We start from the raw sequence: 24,519 nt of genomic DNA on the forward strand, positions 1-24,519 counted from the left end.
TGACGCCTAAATTAAAAATAACATTTGGTATTGAGGAAAATGGATTTGACCTTACCACCTGACCTACGAGTTTTAATTGTCGACGACTCCAAGAGTGCAACTATTCTTATAAAGCAGCAACTCTCGAGCTTGGGCATTGCGCATGATTGCATCTTTATTGCGACCGACTATCGACAAGCAATTAAAGCGGTCGAGACTCACTCTTTTCATGTACTCCTCATCGATTACCACTTAGAGCAATTCTTCACGGGCTTTGAACTATTAGGAATTCTGTATCGAAATAGGCTCATCGACCATACGGTTGCGACAATTTTACTCTCCGGAGATATGCGGCAAGAAACGGTATTAACTGCCCTTTCAGGTGAGGCACACCATTTCGTTTCTAAACCGATTCATACTCAGAGGTTAGGTAAAAAGATCCAAAGTGCTGTGTCCATCTCGAAGAAGCTGACACAACTGAACGAGTTATATCCAATCACCAGTCAGGATAAATTGGCTCAAGCATTAGCGCTCTCGCCTAATGGCACTAGCGTTCAATTCGAAGCGACACTGATTGAACATTTAATTTCTGGTAAGAAATGGCAATTACTCTCTAGCGTCATTAGCCACTCGAAAACCAACATGCACCCGACGAAACTGGTTGCTGAAGCTCTGATTCTCGACAGTTTAGGCAAACAGGAGCTAGCCATAGATAAGCTCCACAACTTTCTGATCGCGCAGCCACTCTCATTGAGCGTCATTGATTGCTTAAGCTGTATCTACGAAAAACATAAGATGCTGCTTCCTGCTCTGAAATTAGCGATTCGTGCATTTGAGATGACACCAAGTATCAGCCATCGTGCAATCAGGGCGATTGACTTAGCTGAGAACGCAGACAACACACGTATGATCATAAAGTTAGGTGAGATGTATGCGACCCATATTTCAGCTGCTGACATTGATGTCATTCACTCCATTTGTGCGCACTTTAATTCGTTAAAAGCGACTTATCAGCGCGAGACGCAACTAAAGTACAAACGTATTTTGCTTGAGCACGCCAACCAATTCACCGAGTTAGTAAACCTGAAACTTCCGGTAAAACAACAGCAGCAGGTTTTAGCCAGCCTTGCCCTGTTTCAGAGCAGTATCTTGCTCATCGAAAATAGCCCTCAGGTTGCCCACAAAAAAGTGATTAGAGCTTCAACGCTGTTAGCGAATAATTTCCACAGCCAACCAACTTACTTGCTCGATCAACTATTACCACTGCTCGTCCATTTTGGGGAGTACTCTCTTTATCACTTAGCAGTGGAATGCCTAAAATCTCGTGGAGAAGCAGTAAACCACAAACTTGAGTCCAAAAATGTCGACCCTTCAACTTGTATAAACATTGATAACTTTGGGTCAATACAGGAATTAAAAGACTATATTCACAGTTACCCATATTCAGTTGCCGCCAAACTTGACTATATATATGCCGTTCATAAAGCTCATATAGATGAAAAACTTAGCGACGACTATTTAAGAGAAATTTTACAGTTAGAACTTCCTCCAAAATGGAATCAATGGATTAGTGATTCATTAAGATCTGGTTTTTCGAGTAAGCCGCCTAGCCCATTTTCAACATACAGCCAACAGGAGTCTATATGCTAGATATCGATGCCTTAAATGCCTACTTAGATAATGACAGAGAAATAATCTTCGCTGTATTGTCTGTGTATCAAGAAGACCATGGCAATTCATTAGAAGAGATACAAGAACTGGTACAGCAACAAGATTGGGGCAAGCTTCATTTTATCGTACATACATTAAAAGGCATATTAGCCAGCTTCGGCGAAGAAACAGCTACAGCGGCCTTAGAAAGAGTCGAGCAAAACACATCCAATAAACTAGCACCTCAAACGGATGACCTTTCGGTTATCTACAGCGAAGTAAAAATCATCAATCAACAAATCGATGATGTGCTCAGCACTTATTAGTCGATAGAACTAAGAGTTACGTGGTGAAACTTAGTAGCCAAAGGAGTTGAGGTATTTGGAAACATTGAACCTCGACTCTTGTCATTTTCCTTATCATTTTCTCTCTCAATGATATAGCTAATCCACGCCTATAAATTCATGGTATTTATCTAGATAAGCTCAAACATAGCAACACTTTATAGACCTCCTACATACATGTCTTGAACAAAAAACCGTCACACTCGATGGGATGCAAAATAGTTAAATATTTGTAGATTTTTTTGTGACATAAACATACGAAATTGCATTTTATTTATTGGTAAAGAAGAAACTGTTACCTACACTTCAATGAAACCAAGTGTTATTCACCTGGTGACATAATAATAAAATAAATAAAACGTTCAGTCGGCTAGATAAGGACAAGGAAATGAACAATGACAATTTTGCTGCGTTTCAGGGGCTCACGAATGAAACTCCCATTAAAGAATCATTTTCAACTGCTACAGAACCTTATGCTCACTATCTAAAGGATATCGTGGGCATTGATCTGTTATCGCGTGAAGATGAATTGTATTACGCAAAGTTGAATCGTACGGGTGACAAACATGCACGTGACATCATGATCGAATCGAATCTACGCCTCGTTGTAAAAATCGCAAAAAGTTATCTAAAACGCAAAGGCAACAACTTCACACTGCTCGACCTTATCGAAGAAGGGAATATTGGCTTAATCAAGGCCATCGATAAGTACGATCCAGAACCCGGCTATCGTTTTTCCACTTATGCTGTGTGGTGGATTCGCGAAAATATTGAAGCGGCCTTAATGAATAAAGGTCGTACCGTTCGCTTACCTGCTCATGTGTGTAAAGAAATTAATAGCCTTGCATCAAAGAAGCTCGATGTAAGCAAAAAAATGCGCAAAGAAATCTCGATCTCAGAATTATCGAATAGCTCAGGCGTAAAAGCTGAACGTGTCGATCAACTGGTTGCGTTAAGCGGGTTTATTGACGTAACAACGACGGTTGGTATCAGCCACGCACCACTTGTACTTGAACAGTGCGAAAGTGAATACATCCCCGATCCTCAACAAGACTGTGAAGACCAATCATTTACACATGCGCTAGAGCAGATCATAAACACACTGCCACCTAAATTGCAGAAGGTTCTTATTCACCGTTTTGGTTTCTTCGACAACAAGGTGAAAACACTGTCTGAGGTTGGACAAATGTTGGATGTGAATGTCTCTAATGAGCGAGTTAGACAGATGCAGAAAGAAGCGGTCGAGAGGATTCAAAAACGACTGAAATTTGATGGTTGGGTCTAAATAGCTAAATAGACATTTAAAGAACAATCACAAGGGTGAGCCTCAAAAGCTTGCCCTTTTTGTTTGCCTGCTTCTTAGCAAACTTGAGTCATCATAGCTCTCAAAACAAGCAATCATGGTCAGCGAATCCAGGCTGCGTTTAATCACCTTAACGAAGTACCTCTTTCGCTGCGTAGAATGAGGTAATTAACATAGGTGGTTTCAAGGCAATCTTGCTCCCACAAAGATAGGATACGCTTAGTGGCAAAGTAATAGTCTTTGTTCCTCAATAACATGCCAACCGTGCGGCTAAGTTTTTCAAATCGCACTTGGTCGCTTGCCGAAATGTAATCGCCATCACTTTGAATAATCGGAGCCAAACCATCGGCAAACCAATTATTTAGAATTTCTCGCATCTCCAATTCAGACTCAGGAACATCCACACTCGACAACTCACGATGTTGAGGTGGTGGCACGATGTATTTCGACGCTTGTGGCGAACTGACATATCGATACATGTCGTCCCTCCTTTTAATTAACTCTTCTAATAATTAAGGACATTTTTATCTGTTCTCAAGTCTATTTAGCGAGACAAAAACAAATAAAAAAGCCACGCAAAGGCGACTCTGCATGGCTTTAACGAGGGCAACATCACGCTGCCCTGCCTACTTGTCGGTTTAGACTAAATGTCGGTTCAGACTAAAACCAAGCCCTCTCGATTAAATCGAGCTTTGGTCGAAGTCGTTGCCTTGATCGGTTCCAGTTTGAGAATCTGAATCGAAGCTTCCAGAGTCGTCCGTGAAGTCAACACCTTGATCTTGACCACCAGAACTTGTCCAATCGCTACCGCCGGATTCCATACCCGCCATGTCTGGTTGCTGCTCTTGAGTAGAACCTTGCATGGTGTATTGATCATCGACTTCAACGTCCACAGAGCCGCTTGCACCGTCTATTGAGCTACCCAATTCGTCATAACCTTGGAATTGGATCTCGCTAGTACCTTCGTAACCCTCAGGAAGTTCAACCGATACAGACTGCTCTAAGTTGCCGCTGATTGTGAAACTACCATCACCGTTATCCAATGCGTTACTCACAGTAGATCCCTCAGGTAAGCCCGACATTTCAGCATAATCAACCGATTCGTTACCACTCACCTCATCTGGAATCGAGATAGAGATAGTATCGCCCGGAGCCGCCGTTACATCAGCCACGCTGTCTTCGGTTTCAGCATCCTGAGCTTGGTCATCAGCTTGTAGTGCGACTTCCACTTGCTGCTCTTCCGTTGCTTGAGCGGCTTGTGCTTGTGGTTCATCACTCTGTGCTGAGTCATCGGCTACTTGGATACTTAAGCTATGGCTCGACACCTCACCACCATCGTTAACGTCGACATTCATCGCTAAGTTGCCGTCAAAGTCTTCGTTTGGCCAGTAAGTCCACTCACCTTCGCCAGATTCAGCAAAGAAGCCTGCATCGTTCGCGTCTGCAACATCAACAACTTGTGCAGAATCACTCACGCCTAACTCATCCACCAGCTGTGACTCGGTGATAGTTAGTGAACCATCATCCGCTAAGACATAACCTTCACTCGCCGCTGCTTCATCGCCACCTTGAATATCCACATTGAAGAAGCTTTCGATGCGATTTTCGCCATCAGTCGCAATAAACCCAACTTGAACATCGCCGGTGTAGTCTTCAGCAGGTGTGAATTGATAGTTACCTTGGTTATCGCTCTCAATTACGCCTTGACCTTCCATCAAGCTCACTGACTCAATGCTCAAGCTATCGCCCTCTGCATCGGTCAGGTTCGCTAACATGTCTTCATCAGTAAACGACAAGGTTGCATCGGCTGCGATTTCCGTCGTTGTGATGCTGTTAACTTCTGGTGCTGCATTCTCTTGTGAATCGCCCTCTTTCACGACCACGCCAGTTTGCTCATCGTGAAGCACGCCATCTTTATCAACCACGTAAGCAATGTCTGCTTCGCCAGTAAAGCCTGGTGCAGGTGTGAACGTCCAAGTGCCATCGCCATTATCGACAATCTCACCTTGGCTGCGGTCTGCTAGATGAACCAGTTTCACTTCATCGTCGCTGTCTGCATCGACATTCTCAGCCAATCCGATTAGATCATCAGCGGTTAGGATGATGGAATCACCCGCCACGGTCTCGAAGTCACCTGAATCGATGCCATCTTCAAACGCTTCTGGCTCATCTCCGTAATCAACCGTTGTTGCACTTACGGTTACGAAGAACTCACCATGGAAGTCTTCAGGCGGCGTCATTTGAATGTTTGAGATATCCCAGTCGAACAGGTCGATGTATTGACCCGGCTCAGTGATCATCACGGTATTCACACCATCGGTTACCTCGAATCCAACAGGGAAACCTGTCATCACTAGGTTACTTAGCGTTTCTGAATCATCGACTAGTCCAACATTCAGTCCTAAGTGACCGGTTTCATCTTCACCGAACACTAATGGACCGTCATGGTCAGTTGAAATAACTGCGCCATCTGCGACAGGACGGACGTACACCGGAACATCGAGAACCGTTTCAAACTCACCGTCACTCACGACCACTTGTAGGTCAGAAACACCCGCAAAGTCGCCCGTTGGTGTGAATGTCCAAGTTCCATCACCGTTGTCCGTTACTTCACCACCATCTTCACCATCTGCGGTAATAATGCGAGAAACAACAAGGTCCGCCGTATCAATGTCACCGAACAAGTTCATCAAGTCGCCAGCATCGAAGGTGAACGCGCCATCTTCGTCTGTGGTCATCATCGCGTTACCGACGTTAAACGGTGCGTCGTTAACAGGAATGATATCCACATTCAACGAGCCATCAACCACTTCTTCCCCGTCAGTTGCTTGATAACCGAGTTCTACTAAGCCATTAAAGTCTTGAGTAGTCACTAAGTGATACATGCCGTCTGGTTGCTGCGTTAAGGTCGCATTCGCTGGAGCTCGAACTGTGATGCTCTCGATGCTGATCTCGTCGCCATCAAGGTCTGTGACTTGATCCGCGATGTAAGCTGGGTCAATCACCATGACCACATCTTCTTCGCCTTGCATCTCAATCATTGGCGCTTCAGGTGCATCGTTCACTGGCGTGACATCGATGTTACCGTCGACTGAGATTGTCTCTTGGCCATCGCTAACGTTAAACGTCATTGGCACATCGCCATTGAAGTTTTCGTTTGGTGTAAATGACCAAGTACCATCTTCGTTGTCTAGCAACTCACCCAAGCTAGGGTCGATTTGTAGACCAGAAGCTGACAGCTCATCTACGGTGTTATCAATATCCGTCGCCTGAGCCAATAACATGTCTTGTGTGATAAGAATGGTGCTGTCTTCGGCTGTCGTAAGTTTCACATCCTCGGATTCAGGCTCATCGTTCACGGCTAGAACTTCGATGCCTGCCGTTGTTGTAGCAGTCGCACCGTCATCGTCGGTTACAACCACATCTAGGCTGATATCACCGTTAAAGTTCTCACTTGGCGTGAAGGTCACAGAACCATTATCGTTTTGAACCAAGGTGCCGTCAGAGCCTGAGTAAGTCACGCTTTCAAGCGACACTTCACCATCAACGTCCGAGCTATTAGCAATTAACTGCTCAGGGCTGATTGTAATGGTGCCATCTTCGTTCATTTGATAAGACGTAGAACCCGCTACTGGTGCATCGTTAACATCCGTTACCGTCACACCAATATTGGCATCGACTGTCTCAGTGCCATCAGTCACTGTGAAGCCTAGGTTGACATCGCCATTGAAGTTCTCGTTCGGAGCAAAACTATAAGTGCCATCACCGTTATCCGTGAACACACCTTCTGCACCCGTGTAAGACACGTCAACGATAGACAAGTCATCGCCGTCAATGTCTGCAGCACCTGCTAATAGGTCTGCATCCGTGAAGATTAGCGTTCCATCTTCCTCAACAGTAAAGTTTTGGTCTTCTGCTGTTGGTAGGTCATTGACTGGGTTAACCGTTAGGTCGACGCCAGCTTGAACAGTTTCAAGGCCATCTGACACATCGAAGCTCAAATCAATGTCACCGTTGAAATCAGCATCCGGAGTGATAGTAAATGAACCATCTTCGTTCGCTGTTACAGTCGCATTGTCACCTGCAGATAGGTTGCTTGCGGTTAGTGCATCACCATCAACATCAGATGCGTTAGCCAGCAGCTGCTCTTGAGATAGCGTAATTGAACCGTCTTCATCAACCGAGTAAGCGACGTTTCCGGCCACTGGTGCGTCGTTAACTGCAATAACTTCAATACCAGCGGTAGTCTGAGCCGTTGCACCGTCGTCATCAATAACCGTCACATCAAGGTTGATGTCGCCGTTAAAGTTTTCGTTTGGTGCGAACGTTACCGAACCATCTTCATTTTGAACCAAGATACCGTCTGCACCTGAGTAGCTCACGCTATCAAGCGACACTTCACCGTCCACATCGGAGCTATTAGCAATCAACTGCTCAGGGCTCAATGTGATGGTGCCATCTTCGTTCATTTGGTAAGACGTTGCGCCTGCCACTGGTGCATCGTTAACGTCTGTTACAGTTACGTCGATATTTGCATCAACCGTCTCTGTACCGTCAGATACTGAGAAGTCCAGACTTACGTCACCATTGAAGTTCTCGTTCGGTGCAAAGGTGTAAGTGCCATCGCCATTGTCGGTGAACACACCCTCTGCGCCAGTGTAAGACACATCGGCAACTGAAAGCTCATCACCATCAATATCAGAAGCACCCGCTAGCAGTTGCTCATCAGTAAAGGTAAGCGAACCGTCTTCTTCAATGGTGTAAGCGACATTTTCTACAACTGCGATGTCATTCACTGGATTCACAGTAAGGTCGGCCGTTGCAACAACCGTTTCAGTACCATCAGAAAGGTCGAAGCTTAGGTCAATATCGCCATTGAAGTCAGCATCTGGGGTAATGGTAAATGAACCATCATCGTTTGCCGTAACTGTAGCGTTATCACCCGCGGTTAGGTTGGCAGCGGTAAGATCATCACCGTCCACATCCGATGCTTGAGCAAGCAGTTGCTCTTGGCTTAGCGTGATTGAACCATCTTCATCCACTGAGTAAGCCAAGTCACCCGATACTGGTGCATCGTTGACCGCGATAACATCAATACCCGCAGTCGTTTGAGCGGTTGCACCGTCTTCATCTGCAACGGTGACATCTAGGCTGACATTGCCGTTGAAGTTTTCATTTGGTGCGAAGCTGTAAGTACCATCGCCATTGTCAGTGAAGATACCGTCTGCGCCTGAGTAGGAAACGTCGCTAACGGATACATCACCTTCAATGTCTGAGCTGTTCGCAAGAAGCTGTGCTTCAGAGACGGTAATCACGTTATCTTCGTCAACGCCGTAGGTCGTTGAACCTGCAACTGGCAAGTCATTAACAGCAATGACGTCGATACCAGCGGTTGTTTCAGCGGTTGCGCCATCTTCATCCATAACAGATACATCAAGACTGATGTCACCGTTAAAGTTTTCGTTTGGAGCAAAGGTGTAAGTACCATCACCATTATCAGTGAATACACCATCAGTGCCGCTGTAGCTTACATCGCTGACAAACACTTCCCCTTCAACATCCGAGCTGTTCGCCAGAAGTTGTGCATCGCTTAGGGTAATACTGCCGTCTTCTTCAACGCTGTAAGAGGTTGTGCCTGCAACTGGTACGTCATTGATTGGAACCACTTGAACATCAATGTTCGCCGATACAACATCTGTACCATCGCTCACATCGTAAGTGAGGTCGACATTACCATTGAAGTTCTCGTTTGGAGCGAAGGTGTAAGTGCCATCACCGTTATCCGTGAACACACCGTCGGTGCCTTCGTAATTAACCGACTCGACAGAAAGGTCATCGCCATCAATATCCGTTGCACCAGCCAATAGCTGTTCATCGGTAAAGATCAGCGAGCCATCTTCATTAATGGTGTAGTCGTGGTCGTAAATAACCGAAAGGTCATTAACTGCTGTTACGGTAACGTCAAGTTCCGCAGGCGTAACTCCACCGTTGCCATCGTCCACGTTGTAGCTAATGGAGAATTCACCGTTGAAGTTCTCTTCCGGTGTAATGGTGTAAGTGCCGTCACCATTGTCAGTGATAAGAGCGTTCTCAATTGAAACATCTCCAACACTTGGTTCGTTACCACCCGTTTCACCAGAATCATCACCTTCCTCGCCGGTTAGCAATTCAGAGATATCAATGCCGTTTTCATTCGCGAGCGCTTCTTCTGCCGTTGGCAAGTCGAATGCATTTTGAGTGCCTACATCTTGGCTTGGAACTATAACGCCGTTCACGATATCGAATACATGCCAGTGGTCGCCCGATGGGTTTTCCGATAGATCAGGGCTAAAGGTTTCAACCAATGTATCGCCAACAAATACCTGAACCTGTACATCTTCAACACCATCTACATCCCAACTTCTGCTTGTGTAGTTGTGTACTGAATAGTGCATGTCCGCATCTTGGTAGTTTGGAATGGTGATGGTTTCAGGGCCGCCACCATTTGTGTCATCTACATCTTGTTGAACAACGTTACCTTCACCAAGATCATGGCTCATGTCGCGATAGTAAATATGGTCTAGCTCATTGCCATTCTCTGTATCGTAGAGCCATAAGTGGTTGTCCATATCACGTGGACTGTCGCCCCATGTGACCACGATACGCATATCTGTTTCTTCAAGTACTTCGGATATAGCGGTTACGCCACCGTTGGTATCTTCGCCTGCTGGAACTAAGAAGCTGCTAGTAATAGAGCCTTCTTGTTCAATAGTGACGGTACCTTGGTCAACAACAGGACCGCTCACAGAGTAGTTACCGGATTGATCCGTCTCCGCCGTGTAAGAATGACCTGCGTTGTCGGTTAGCGTAACATCCGCACCTGCGATTGGATTACCAGTTTCAGCATCCAACACAGTACCGGTGACGGTCGTTTCATCGCCTTGCTCTCCGATAATTGCGGTCATGTCATCGTCTTCGATGTCAGTCGCGAATTGTAGGAGCTCTTCTTGAGTAATGGTGTATGAACCATCTTCTTCAATGGTTATCGCCACATCAGCAGAAACAATTGGCGCGTCGTTAACTGGGTCAACGGTCAAGCCTAAGTTAGCGGCAATTGGTGTGTCGCCATCGCTGATGCTGTAGGCAACATCGATGTAGCCATTGAAGTTTTCGCTTGGAGTGATTGAGAACGTGCCATCGCCGTTATCGACAATCGTTGCATCGTCACCCACTAAGGTTAAGTCGGAAGCGACAAGGTCATCACCTTCAATATCTGCGGCATTCGCAAGTAGCTGCTCCTGCGTGATAGTGATGGTGTTGTCTTCATCAACATTGGCATAAACATCGTCGTTAGTTGGCAGGTCATTAACAGGGTTAACCGTCAGATCGGCATTCGCCACAATCGACTCAGTACCGTCCGAAATATCAAAGCTTAGGTCGATATCGCCATTGAAGTTAGCATCTGGCGTTACCGTAAAGGTGCCATCGCCATTATCAACAACGGTTGCATTATCACCTGCGCTTAAGTTGCTTGCGGTCAGATCATCACCATCCACATCCGAGGCTTGAGATAGCAATTGCTCTTGAGTCAGAGTAATCGAACCATCTTCATCAATGCTGTATGACAAGTCACCCGATACTGGTGGATCGTTAATTGGAAGCACATCAATGCTTGCCGTTGTAGCTGTCGTTGCGCCATCCTCATCGGTCACCACGACATCGAGGCTAACATCTCCGTCGAAGTTTGCGTTCGGCGCGAAGCTGAATGTTCCATCGCCATTATCAGTAAAGATGCCGTCAGCGCCTGTGTAGTTAACGCTATCAATCGCCACTTCACCTTCAATATCAGAAGAGTTCGCCAACAGTTGCTCTGCACTGATGGTGATAACTTCATCTTCGTTCACTGAGTAGCTGGTAGAACCTGCGATTGGCGGATCGTTAACCTCAAGTACGGTGATTCCCGCGGTGGTCGCTTCTGTTGCCCCTTCTTCATCGGTAACAACAACCGCTAAACTCACATCACCATTGAAGTTCTCGTTTGGAGAGAAGGTGTAAGTGCCGTCACCGTTGTCTTCGAACACACCATCACTGCCAGTGTAAGTCACGCTATCAATCGCAACCTCACCTTCAACATCTGAAGAGTTGGCTAATAGCTGTTCGTTACTGATCGTGATTGAGTTGTCTTCATGCACAGTGTAAGACGTGCTGCCCGCCACTGGTGGATCGTTCTCAGGCGTCACGCTCACATCGATGTTCGCTTGAACCGTATCCGTGCCATCTGACACATCAAAGCTGAAGTTCACATCACCATTGAAGTTCTCGTTTGGCGCAAAGCTGTAGCTTCCGTCGCCATTATCAGTAAGAACGCCATCAGGACCCGTGTATGTCACACCTTCTACCGTTAAGTCATCACCTTCAACATCCGTTGCACCCGTTAACAGGTCAGCGTCAGAGAAGTTAAGAACCCCATCTTCACCAATAGTGAATGCTTGGTCTTGTGGCTCTGGCGCATCATTGACAGGTGTTACTGTCAAATCTAGGCCTGCAGCGACCATGTCTTCCCCATCGGTTACATCGTAACTAAATTCGATATTACCGTTGAAGTTTTCGCTCGGTGTAATGGTGAAACTGCCATCGTCGTTCATTTGAACGGTCGCATTTTCATCATTGGTGGTTAGATTGATTGCTGATAGGTCATCGCCATCAATGTCGACAGCGTGCTCTAGCAACTGTTCTTGAGTTAGCGTGATGCTGTTATCTTCGGCTGTAACGGCACTAATATCACCGTCAACTTCTGGAGCATCGTTCGCTGGCGAGATATGAATCGTCACATCTTGTGTTGCCGTTGCGGTAGTGCCCGTATCAACATCAGTCGATGTCGCATTCACGGTTAGAACCACATCACCATTGAAGTCACCTGAAGGAATAAACTCTAGCCCTTCTAGCTCGCCTGGTTGCAATGACCAAGTGCCATCACCGTTATCGATACCTGCAGAAAGCGAGCTGCCTTCTGGCACGTCTTCAATCAAGATAGCAAGGTTTTCTGAGCCATCGGTATCGGTTAGAGCGGCATCAATATCGAGTGGTACAGGTGTATCTTCGGTACCAATGATTTGGTATTCCGCGTCAGACACTGTGATTTCGATGTTGTCGATACCAAACGATTCGTCATTAACGCTTTGATTCAGGGTTGAACCGAAGCCAAGTTCAAGTTGGCCGTCTTCTACTGGTACCGTTAGGTTGATTTGGTGTGCTTGGTCATTCCAACCACTGAAGCCCTCACCTTGCGACACGCCGTGAACCACTTCGCCGACTTCATTACCCTCTGAGTCGTAAAGCGTTGTAGTGCCATCTTGAGTTTGGAACGCCGAGTTGTCTAACGAAGTAAGCTCTTCACCGCCGACAAAGATTTGGAATGACTCACCATCCCAAGAATCAATTTCGTAGAAACTGAACGAGATATTAACTTCGCTCACATCTCTTGGAATGTCGTAAGTTTTGCTGACAGCTTCATCGCCACCAGTGCCACCAATACGACCTAGCATGTCACCTGATTCGAAGCCTTGTGAGCTTTCAGTACCGGTATTCCAACCGTTTGAGCCAGACTCGAAGTTGTCTGAAGCAATGACCAAGTCAGACGCAATCGACAGCTCTGGCATATCAACCACAGATTGAACATCAATCGTCGCTTCTGCTGGTACTGTCGCTGTACCGTCATTCACGTCGAACGTCACATTCACATTGCCGTCGAAGTTTTCATTCGGTGCGAATGTATAAGTACCGTCGCCGTTATCAACCAAAGTACCGCTATCTGAAGCCACATTTTCAACCGATAGGTTATCGCCATCAATGTCGCCCGCATTTTGCAGCAGTTGCTCTTCTGTAAAGGTAAAGCTCGTGTCTTCTTGAGTCACAAACTGTGGCTCACCGACAGTTGGCAAGTCATTGACAGGGTTAACGGTAAGATCAGCCGTTGCTTGAAGCGTCGCATCACCATCGGTAATGTCGAAGTTCAAATCAATGTCGCCATTGAAGTTAGCATCTGGCGTGATAGTAAAGCTACCGTCATCGTTTGCAGTGACGGTCGCATCACCACCAACAGTTAGATTAGCCGCTGTTAAGTCATCGCCGTCAACATCGCTCGCTTGAGCAAGTAATTGCTCTTGGCTCAAGGTAATTGAACCATCTTCGTCCATGCTGTACGCCAAGTCGCCCGATACCGGAGCATCGTTAACAGGCAGAACATCAATGCTTGCAGTGGTAGTTGCGGTTGCGCCTTCTTCATCAGTAACGACAACATCAAGGCTTACATCGCCATCGAAGTTAGCGTTAGGTGCGAAGCTGAATGTTCCGTCACCATTGTCGCTAAAGATACCGTCTGAACCTGTGTAGTTAACGCTATCAATCGCCACTTCACCTTCGATATCAGAAGCGTTCGCCAACAGTTGCTCTGAACTGATGGTGATAACTTCGTCTTCGTTGACTGAGTAGCTCGTTGAACCTGCGATTGGTGGATCGTTCACCTCAAGTACAGTAATACCCGCGGTGGTCGCTTCAGTTGCACCCTCTTCATCGGTAACGACAACATCAAGGCTAACTTCGCCGTTGAAGTTTTCGTTTGGTGAGAAGGTGTAAGTACCGTCACCGTTGTCTTCAAAGACACCATCAGCGCCAGTGTAAGTCACGCTGTCAACGGCCACATCACCTTCAATGTCCGAAGAGTTAGCAAGTAACTGTTCGTCGCTGATGGTAATTGAGTTGTCTTCATGAACGGTGTAAGACGTGCTACCTGCAACCGGTGGATCATTCTCTGGTGTCACGCTGACATCAATGTTGGCTTGAACCGTATCCGTGCCATCTGAAACATCAAAACTGAAGTTCACATCACCATTGAAGTTCTCGTTTGGCGCAAAGCTGTAGCTTCCGTCGCCATTGTCAGTAAGAACACCGTCGGCACCTGTGTAAGTAACGCCTTCAACCGATAGGTCATCCCCATCGATATCGGTAGCACCTGTTAGCAAGTCTTCATCTGTGAAGTTCAAGATGCCGTCTTCGCCAATGCTGAACGTTTGATCTTGTGGTTGTGGAAGGTCATTAACTGGATTAACGGTGAGGTCAGCCGTCGCAACCAGCGTATCGGTACCGTCGCTAATGTCGAACGTTAGGTCAATGTCACCATTGAAGTTCGCATCTGGCGTAATGGTAAAGCTGCCGTCATCGTTAGCAACAACCGTCGCGTCTCCATCAACAATCAAGTTAGAAGCAGTAAGGTCGTCTCCGTCTACATCACTCGCTTGAGAAAGAAGCTGCTCTTGGCTCAAGGTAATCGAACCGTCTTCCTCAACACTGTATGCCAGGTCGCCTGATACTGGTACGTCGTTGATTGGTAATACATCAACCGTAATAAACGTATCAACTTGAGCGCCATCTTCATCTTGAATGGTTACATCCAATTGCACTTGGCCGTTGAAGTTTTCATTCGGAGCGAAGATACATGTACCGTCACCATTGATTGAGAAGATACCGTCTGGGCCATCGTAGTTGATCTCAACAAGCTCAACATCACCTTCAATATCAGAAGCGTTCAGCAGAACTTGAGACTCATTGAAAGTCAGTACTGAATCTTCATCGATGGTGTATGACGTTGGGCCAGCAACTGGCGGATCGTTCACCTCAAGGACAGTTATACCCGCCGTTGTTGCTTCAGTCGCTCCATCTTCATCCGTCACGACAACATCTAGGCTAACTTCGCCATTAAAGTTCTCGTTTGGCGAGAAGGTGTATGTACCGTCACCGTTGATTTCCAGAACACCGTCGCTACCACTGTAAGTCACGTTATCAATTGCGACTTCGCCTTCGATATCCGAAGAGTTCGCTAGCAATTGTTCGTTACTGATCGTAATAGAGTTGTCTTCATGAACCGTGTAAGACGTGCTACCCGCAACCGGTGGATCGTTCTCTGGCGTCACGTTCACATCAATGTTAGCGGTTACCGTATCGGTACCATCTGATACATTGAACGAGAAGTTCACATCGCCATTGAAGTTTTCGTTTGGCGCGAAGCTGTATGTGCCATCGCCATTATCGGTTAGGACACCGTCAGTGCCAGTGTAAGTTACACCTTCAACACTTAGGTCATCTCCTTCAATGTCCGTCGCACCTGTTAATAGGTCTTGGTCATTGAACGTTAACACGCCATCTTCGCCGACTGTGAATGTCTGGTCTTGTGCTTCTGGACCATCGTTCACAGGTGAAACCGTTAGCTCTAGGTTGGTAGAGACAACATCATCACCATCAGATACATCAAACGTAAAGCTAACATTGCCATTGAAATCAGCATCTGGCGTTAATGTGTACGTACCATCACCGTTATCGGTAATCGTAACGCTCTCATCATCGGTTGCTAAATTCAGAGCCGTCAGCTGGTCGCCATCGAGATCACGAGCATTGGCTAACAAGTCTTCTTGCGTAATGGTGATAGAACCATCTTCTTCTACTGTTGCAGAAACCGGAAGTGCTTCAGGTACGTGCTCAATGTGCGCGCCTGTCGCGTTAATGTAGATGGTTTGAGAGACCGTTTCAGAATCATCATTCGATAGCTCTGTTGCGGTTGCCGTTACATGAACTTCAAGCTGTTCGTTGAAGTCTTCTGGTAACTGGATTTGTAGTGAATTTTCGATAGCCGTTGTCGGTAAGTTCACCGTACCATCAGGGCCAACGGTCACTTCACCGCTGTAGATTTGGCTGTTCACTTCACCCACATCGATTGTGAAGTTGAAATCTGTGTAGTCAGCGTCACCGCCGCCATACAAATCTTCAAAACCATAAACCAGCTCGCCGTCTTCATTAACCGTAGTACGAGTATGTTCGATACCATCTTGGTTTAGCTGAGAGCTTGAACCACCATGGAAGATCGCGTCACCATTCTGGCTTTGAACCACGGTTTCGGTTCCATCAGCAGCCACAAACACAAGTTGAGGATCAACCGTATCCATGTTCGCAGGCGAACCGTCCTCAGCACGGAACTCATACTGACCGTCTTGCATCGCATCAAAGTCGTTGTGCTGATGTCCGTTTGGAATTAAGAATAGGTTAAAGCTCTCACCTTCCTCTACTTGGAAGCTGAACTGATCTTGCCCAGGGACAAGGTCACCGCCGCCACCCACTTGTGATGCATTCTCGTAGACAACTTCAACACCTGTGATGTTGCCGTCTTCATCGACTTTGTAGTAACCCGCTGCGTTTTGGTATCCCGCGGTTTCGCCTTCAAACGTTACTGTGATTTCAGTATCGTTGTAACTGGTGATACCGTTTTCTTGGTCATTCAGAACGCCTTCATTATCGTATTGAATAACCGAACCTTCAGGCACACCATCTACAGTTACGGTCAGTGTTTCAGATAGATCTTGGTCTACTAGCGCAGCCGCAATATTAAGCTCAACAATGCCGCCTGGCTCAACCAAAATAGCTTGGTCATCAACATTAACGCCGTCGCCATCGGTTATCACAAGATCCGGCGCATCCGCAACTGCTTCAATATGGACGTTGAGGTCTTGTTCAACCTCATCCGTACCGTCCGTCACAGTAAAGCTGAACTGCAGATCACCACTGAAATGCTCTTCAGGAACGAAGCTGAACGTGCCATCGCCGTTATCGGTGACTGTACCTTCATCGCCAGAATAATTGATGCTAGTAACACTGAGGTCACCGCCATCAATATCAATCGCGCCGCTCAATAGATCTTCTTGAGTGAACAGGATGCTGCCATCCTCTTCGATGTGGTACATGCCTGGGGCAACAATTGGAATGTCATTCACCGGATTCACGGTCAATGTCATGTCATTGGCGGTACTGAGTTCACCATCACTTACTTCATACGTGAATGCGATATCACCATTGAAGTTTTCCGAAGGTGTCACTGTGTAAGTACCATCGCCATTGTCTACAATGCTGGCGTTCGGATCGTTGGTTTCTAGCGCGCTCGCAAACAGTTCATCGCCATCTTGGTCACTCGCGTTCTCCAGCAACATCGCTTGTGTAACGAGAATTGAACCGTCTTCGTCGACATCCGCAACCATCGGCGTTGCTTCTGGCGCATCATTAACGAACTCAACTTTTAGGTCGATGTTTGCAGCCACCACGTCGGTGCCGTCACTCACATCAAACGTTAAGTCAACATTGCCGAAGAAGCCCTGCTCTGGCGTTAATGTGTATGTACCATCACCATTGTCTGTCACATCTACCGTATCACTCGCACTTGTCACGTTCAGTACGGAAAGCTCATCACCTTCAACATCTGTCGCTTGTGCTAATAGTTCAGCTTCTGTAATGGTGATCGCTTGACCATCTTCCGTTGTGAAAGACATGTCTGGAACGTCTGGTGCATCATTGATAGGGTTTACGGTTAGGTTAAGGTCAGCTGCAACAGTTTCGATCGCGTCAGTGACATCGTAAGTAAATTCAATCTCACCAAAGAAATCAGCACTTGGTGTAATCGTGAAGCTACCGTCTGGGTTTTCTACAACAACCGCATTTGGATCGTTGGTCGCAAAGTTAACCGCTTCAAGGTTATCGCCATCGACATCCGTTGCATTCGCTAACAGATCCTCTTGAGTGATAGTGATTGAACCATCTTCATCAACAGCGGCTTCAATTGGGCCGCTCACTTCAGGGCCTTCGTTGACAATTTCAACGTCTACTCTTGCAGTACTTGGTGCACTGGCTTGACCGTCACTGATATCGAAGGTCAGATTCACTTCACCGTAGAAGTCCTCTGCAGGTTCGAATGTGAAAGTATTGTCTCCATTGTCTGTTAATGTACCTTGTGATTGGTCAACAAGCAGTAGATTCTCAACATGCAGGATATCGCCATCAACATCGGTCGCGCCAGACAATAGGTCTTTCGCTTCGATGATCATAGAGCCGTTTTCAAGCATTTGGGTGTGCAATGGCTCGCCCGGAACCGGCACATCATTAACAGGTACAACGGTCAGATCTAGATGGGTTGCAACTTCATCGGTGCCATCGAATACCTTGTAATCAATGTCGATTTCACCATTGAAGTTTTCATTCGGCATGAAGGTAAATGTACCATCACCATTGTCGACTAAATCACCGTCATCACCACCGTAAGTGATGTCAGAAATAGACAGCGCATCACCTTCTACATCTGTGGTGTTCGCCAGTAAATCATCAGCACTGAACGCAATACCTTGGTCTTCGTCTGTCGATAGAACCATTGGACCAGAAACGATTGGCGCATCATTCACTGACTCAAAGTTGATGTTAATTATGTTGTCATCAGTCAGTTCACCATCAGAAACTTGGTAACCCAGCTCAATTTCACCGTAGAAGTTTTCATCTGGTGTCACCGTCCAAGTACCATCACCGTTGTCAATCAGTGTTGCATGCTCTGAGTTTTCACCCACTAGCTCGAGATTTTCAATATCAAGGTCGTCGCCATCAATATCAGATGCTTGCGCCAGTAGTTGCTCTTCGGTAATCACAACCGAAGCAAACTGGGCAGAACCATCGGTATCGACAGTAATATTCGGAAGATCAGCCGTTAGTTCGATTTCGTTGTCACCCGCATGGATATTCAACTCAACCGTTTCGGTAATCTCTGAGCCATCTACACCAATCGATGTAAACACAGCTTCATCATGACAAGTTTGTGATACGGTCATATTTTGAACAACATAAGTACCATTTCCTTGAACTGTACCGAGTTCAAAGTAAGACACTGGTTGGTCAACCGTTAACGTGTAGTCTGTCTCGAAAGTACCACGGTCTTCTTTGTGGTAAGTCATCGAGTCAATTAGGTCACCGTCCTCATTGAACGCTTTGATTTCTACTTCCGTAAAGTGACGAGACTCTTCCATGAACCAACCACCTAAACCATCTAGGTGGAAACTGATTTCATTGATGTCTTGACCTTCAACTGAAATAGTCAGTTTTTCATCACCACTCAACCCTTGGCGATCGGTATCACCAAGGCCGTGACCTATGTGGGTGTTACCATTCCATGCACCAAGAGGATCATCGTTACTTTGAACCGTAACCGTTAAGTCACCATCTGAGAACTCACGAGTGTAAGGGTCAACTTCTGTACCCCAATCGTCTACGCTCGCGTTATCGTCGAAAGTACCAATTTGTGTGGTATGCGTGCCTTCAGCTAAAGCGTCTTCACTTGGTACAAAGCGTACTTCTGTGTCGGCAGGAACTTCTTGCCCTACTTCCAGCACCACCCATTCATCATTAACATTCGCTTCAATGATGCCGTTTTCTGGCGCTTGGTCTAAACGTAGTGCAGGTTCTTCACGAAGCGTCACACCAACCGTTTGATCTTCTTGCGCTTGGATGAAGATCTCTTCGCCCGCTTCTGGCGCATCATTAACTGGATTAACCGTTAGATCGAGTGTGGTCAGGACTTCATTGTCACCATCACTGATGCTGTATGTGAAGTCTAACTCGCCATTGAAGTTTTCAGTGTGCGTGATGGTGAAAGAACCATCGTCATTAGCAACAATCGTCGCGTCAGGGTCGTTGGTTTGCAGGTTAGACGCCGTTAACTCATCACCCTCCACGTCGGTCGCATTCGCAAGCAGCTGTTCTTGAGTGATAGTGATTGAATTATCTTCGTCGACTTCGGCTTCAATACCGGACGTTTCAGGCCCGTCATTCACAGCAATGACATCAATGCCCGCTGTCGTTGTCGCCGTTGCGCCGTCTTCGTCAACGACGACAACATCTAGAGAGATGTCTCCGTCGAAGTTTTCATTTGGCGTGAAGGTGTAGGTGCCATTACCGTTATCAACGAACGAACCATCGTCACCAGCGTAAGTAACGCTCGATAGAGCAACATCACCCTCTACATCTGAAGAGTTCGCTAATAACTGTTCATCACTGATCGTGATTTGGCCATCTTCCTGAACTGTATAAGCTGTCGAGCCCGCTACAGGAGGATCGTTCTCCGGCGTTACACTTACATCAATATGGGCGGCTGTTGAACCCGTGCCATCAGAAACATCAAATGAGAATTGAACATCACCATTGAAGTTCTCGTTTGGTGCAAAGCTGTAAGTGCCGTCACCGTTATCACTAAGAACACCATCAGCGCCCGTGTAGAGCACGTTTTCAATCGACAGCTCATCACCATCAATATCTGACGCACCAGCAAGTAGGTCAGTATCGGTAAATAGTAACGTACCGTCTTCTTCAATCGTGAACTGTTGATCTTGCGCTTGTGGCAAGTCATTCAACGGGTTCACTGTGATATCAAGACCAACTTGAACCTCACCACCATCGTTATCGATGATATCGAAACTCAAGTCTAGGTCGCCGTTGTAATCAGCGTCTGGTGTAATGGTGTAGCTACCATCGTCGTTTTCTTGGATGGTTGCGTTTTCATCGGTCGAAAGGTTAATAGCTTCTAGGTTTTCGCTATCAATATCACCAGCTCGCGCCAATAACTGATCTTGGCTTAGTGTGATTGAGCTGTCTTCGTTGATGGTGTAAGCCAAATCGCCCGATACTGGTGGATCGTTAATTGGTAGTACATCGACATTAATCTGTGTCTCTACCGTCGCACCATCTTCATCTTGAATGGTCACACCCAGTTGAACCTGACCATTGAAGTTTTCGTTTGGTGCAAAGCTACATGTACCATCACCATTTACAGTGAAGATACCGTCTTCCCCATCGTAATTGATGCCGACTAGTTCTACATCACCTTCAACATCAGAGGCATTCACTAGAATCTGAGATTCGCTGAACGTCAGTACCGAATCTTCGTCAATGGTGTATGACGTTGGACCTGCGACCGGTGGATCATTCACTTCTAGAACGGTAATACCCGCGGTGGTCTCATCAATCGAACCGTCTTCATCAGCAACAATAACGTCAAGACTGATATCGCCACTGAAGTTTTCATTAGGAAGGAAGGTATAACTGCCGTCACCATTGTCTTGGAACACGCCATCGGTGCCACTGTAGGTCACGCTATCAACCGATACCGCGCTTTCAACGTCAGAAGAGTTTGCTAACAATTGCTCATCAGAAATTGTTATGGCGTTGTCTTCATTGACCATGTACGAGGTAGAGCCCGCAACGGGTGGATCGTTCTCTGGTGTCACGCTCACATCAATATTTGCACTAACCGTTTCTGTACCATCAGACACATCGAAACTGAAGTTGACATCACCATTGAAGTTTTCGTTTGGTGCAAAGGTATAAGTACCATCACCGTGGTCTGTTAATACACCGTCACCGCCTGTGTAGCTGATGCCTTCTACGGTGAGGTCATCGCCATCAATATCGGTGGCACCAGCAAGCAGGTCAGCGTCGGTAAATTGCAGCGTACCGTCTTCTGCAATACTGAATTGTTGATCTTGAGGAACCGGCAAGTCATTAACTGGATTAACCGTAAGATCGGCGGTTGCTTGCACCGTGTCAGTACCATCCGTGATGTTGAATTGAATATCAACGTCACCATTGAAGTTCGCATCTGGAACAATGGTAAAACTGCCATCATCATTAGCGGTTACCGTTTCGTTTCCATCAACCGTTAGGTCGCTCGCAGTTAGGTCTTCGCCTTCAACATCGGACGCTTGAGACAGCAACTGATCTTGGCTCAATGTGATTGAACCGTCTTCGTTTACGTTATAAGCCAAATCACCCGAGACTGGTGCATCGTTAATTGGCAGAACATCCACGTTGATGACGGTATCAACTTCTGCACCATCTTCATCACGAATGGTCACATCGAGTTGAACTTGGCCATTAAAGTTCTCATTCGGTGCAAAGCTGCAAGTGCCGTCACCATTTACCGAGAAGATACCGTCAGGGCCGTTGTAGTTAATACCAACAAGCTCAACATCCCCTTCTACATCAGAAGCATTCAGTAGCACTTGTGACTCACTGAAGGTCAGTACTGAGTCTTCATCAATGGTGTAAGACGTTGGACCTGCGACTGGCAGATCATTCACTTCAAGTACGCTGATACCCGCAGTTGTCGCATCGGTTGCACCTTCTTCATCGGCAACCACGACATCTAGAGCAATTTCACCATTGAAGTTCTCGTTTGGCGAGAAGGTGTAAGTACCGTTACCGTTGATTTCAAGGACACCATCACTACCCGAGTAAGTCACGCTGTCTATCGATACATCACCTTCAATATCTGAAGATGTTGCCAATAGTTGTGCATCAGAAATGGTAATCGAATTGTCTTCATTTACGGTGTAAGACGTTGATCCCGCAACTGGCGGATCGTTCTCAGGAGTCACGCTAACATCAATGTTTGCAGACACCGTATCGGTACCGTCTGACAAATCGAAGCTAAAGCTCACATCACCATTGAAGTTTTCGTTTGGCGCAAAGCTATATGAGCCCTCACCTAAGTCAGTCAGTACGCCATCAGTGCCTTCATAAGTGATACCTTCAACCGTTAAATCATCACCCTCAATATCGGTTGCGCCTGTAAGCAGGTCTGCATCAGTAAATTGAAGCGTGCCGTCTTCTTCAACACTGAATTGTTGATCTTGAGGCACTGGTAGGTCGTTTACTGGGTTAACGGTTAGGTCAGCTGAGGCTTGAACGGTATTAGTGCCATCTGAGATATCAAAGCTGATATCGATGTCACCATTGAAGTTCTCATCTGGCGTGATGGTGAAGCTGCCATCATCGTTTTGAGTAACGGTTGCATCACCGCCGACGGTTAAGTCGCTTGCTGTTAGATCATCGCCCTCCACATCAGAGGCTTGAGCAAGCAACTGCTCTTGGCTTAGGCGAATCGAACCGTCTTCATCGATTGAGTATGCTAAGTCACCCGATACTGGCGCATCATCAACCGCAGTCACACTCACATCGATGTTCGCTGACACCGTATCTGTACCGTCAGACACATCAAAACCGAAGTTTACGTCGCCATTGAAGTTTTCATTCGGAGCGAAGGTATACGTGCCGTTACCGTTGTCAGTAAGGATACCGTCGCCACCGTCGTAGGTCACACCTTCAACCGTAAGGTTGTCACCTTCAATGTCTGTCGCACCTGTTAATAGGTCAGCGTCAGTGAAGATAAGTGTGCCGTCTTCTTCAATTTCAAAGGTTTTATCTTCTGGTACAGGCGCGTCATTGATAGGACGAACTGTTAGATCAATGGCGCTGCTTATGGTTTCTTGGCCGTCACTGATATCAAAAGTAAGGTCTAGCTCGCCATTAAAGTCAGCGGAAGGTACAACTGTGAATGTACCGTCACCATTATCTTGAACCGTTGCATCTGCGCCGACTTGAACGTTTGAAGCAACAAGCTCATCACCATCAACATCACTTGCGTATTCGAGTAATTGTTCTTGAGTAAATGTTATGGATCCATCTTCATCCATGATGTAAGCCAGATCTTGTTCTGCTTCTGGCGCATCATTTTCACTTTCTACTTGGATTTTGAACGTTTCGCTTACTGTCTCAGAATCAAAGTCATCCTCTACTTCACTGATGGTCTCTTCATCTGAAGCTTGAACATCAACGGCAAATGTCTCTTCGACTGTCTGTGAATCGAGATCATCATCGACTTGTTGGCCATCCGATTCAGAAGATGTAGCACTCGGCGCTGCAGATGTACGTGCTGCTTGGCCTTGTTCTTCATTACCCTCAGCGTCGGCTCCACCTGTCGCAGCCTCTGCGTTATCGCCACCTACGGCTTGAGCGCCAGCACCTGCTCCGCCACCACTGCCAGCAGCATTATCCGAGTCAGCTTCCGAAGCCGCACCACCGACTACATTAGATTGAGCTGCATCTGAATCTCCATCGCTTTCTGGCGTCTCTTCTTGAACAGCAGCACCAGAAGCCGCTGCTTCTTCTGAATTACCAGCACCACTTGGATTGTCTTCCAACGCTTGGTTCACTTCGTCTGCCGCGTCGGTATTTTCAGCACCCGTCGCTACCGTAGACGCAATCGTGTTCTGTTGATTTTGTTGATTCTGCTGTTGGGAGGGTGTACCCGCGTCGTTCGTGTCCGTCTGTTCTACCGCGTCATTGAGATCTTCATTTTGGTTGTTTTGGTTATTTTCACCTGCCATTACAGCCTCCGTTGCTACTAGCTTACTGATCGTATTTAGAGGCATTAAAGGACACCATTTTGAAAAACCAAGTTTTTATACAACTTTTTTCATATTTTCTTTTTATGCATAAAGAAGTAAAAAAAATTTGAAAACTACCTTTAAAGATCCTTAGTTATTGTGATTAAAGCAATTAAGGCAATTAAGGCAG

The 24,519-nt window shown here is 46.5% G+C and carries 5 protein-coding genes; 3 read left to right on the top strand and 2 right to left on the bottom strand.

What is annotated here, in order from left to right:
• The first annotated feature begins 39 nt into the window (after window positions 1–39).
• The 3 genes from AB6E08_RS04080 (at window position 40) to AB6E08_RS04090 (ending at window position 3,258) form a co-directional block, all read left to right on the top strand.
• Complete coding sequence (locus tag AB6E08_RS04080; protein WP_017099448.1) at window positions 40–1,629, top strand: response regulator; 1,590 nt, start codon at window positions 40–42, stop codon at window positions 1,627–1,629.
• Window positions 1,623–1,955 (top strand): Hpt domain-containing protein, encoded by a 333-nt coding sequence (locus tag AB6E08_RS04085; RefSeq protein WP_009844988.1) that lies wholly within the window; start codon window positions 1,623–1,625, stop codon window positions 1,953–1,955. The genes AB6E08_RS04080 and AB6E08_RS04085 overlap by 7 nt, the downstream gene beginning before the upstream one ends.
• Before the next feature lie 406 nt (window positions 1,956–2,361).
• The gene (locus AB6E08_RS04090; protein ID WP_371706992.1) at window positions 2,362–3,258 is read left to right on the top strand and encodes an RNA polymerase sigma factor RpoD/SigA; all 897 of its coding nucleotides are present in this window, start codon (window positions 2,362–2,364) and stop codon (window positions 3,256–3,258) included.
• Window positions 3,259–3,401: 143 nt separating this feature from the next.
• Here the strand turns inward: AB6E08_RS04090 and AB6E08_RS04095 are convergent, their stop codons facing one another.
• A complete protein-coding gene (locus tag AB6E08_RS04095; RefSeq protein WP_017099450.1) occupies window positions 3,402–3,755 on the bottom strand; it encodes a hypothetical protein in 354 nt (117 codons plus the stop codon).
• Between the two features lie 201 nt (window positions 3,756–3,956).
• A complete protein-coding gene (locus tag AB6E08_RS04100; protein ID WP_372065955.1) occupies window positions 3,957–24,329 on the bottom strand; it encodes a tandem-95 repeat protein in 20,373 nt (6,790 codons plus the stop codon).
• Window positions 24,330–24,519 lie beyond the last annotated feature (190 nt).

It is taken from the genome of Vibrio sp. 10N.247.310.24 (assembly GCF_041467175.1).
Classification (GTDB): domain Bacteria; phylum Pseudomonadota; class Gammaproteobacteria; order Enterobacterales; family Vibrionaceae; genus Vibrio; species Vibrio tasmaniensis_A.

Excerpts from the sequence above, each read along its gene's own strand:
- AB6E08_RS04080 (WP_017099448.1), top strand. The coding sequence starts at position 40 with ATGGATTTGACCTTACCACCTGACCTACGAGTTTTAATTGTCGACGAC.
- AB6E08_RS04085 (WP_009844988.1), top strand. The coding sequence starts at position 1,623 with ATGCTAGATATCGATGCCTTAAATGCCTACTTAGATAATGACAGAGAA.
- AB6E08_RS04090 (WP_371706992.1), top strand. The coding sequence starts at position 2,362 with ATGAACAATGACAATTTTGCTGCGTTTCAGGGGCTCACGAATGAAACT.
- AB6E08_RS04095 (WP_017099450.1), bottom strand. The coding sequence starts at position 3,755 with ATGTATCGATATGTCAGTTCGCCACAAGCGTCGAAATACATCGTGCCA.
- AB6E08_RS04100 (WP_372065955.1), bottom strand. The coding sequence starts at position 24,329 with ATGGCAGGTGAAAATAACCAAAACAACCAAAATGAAGATCTCAATGAC.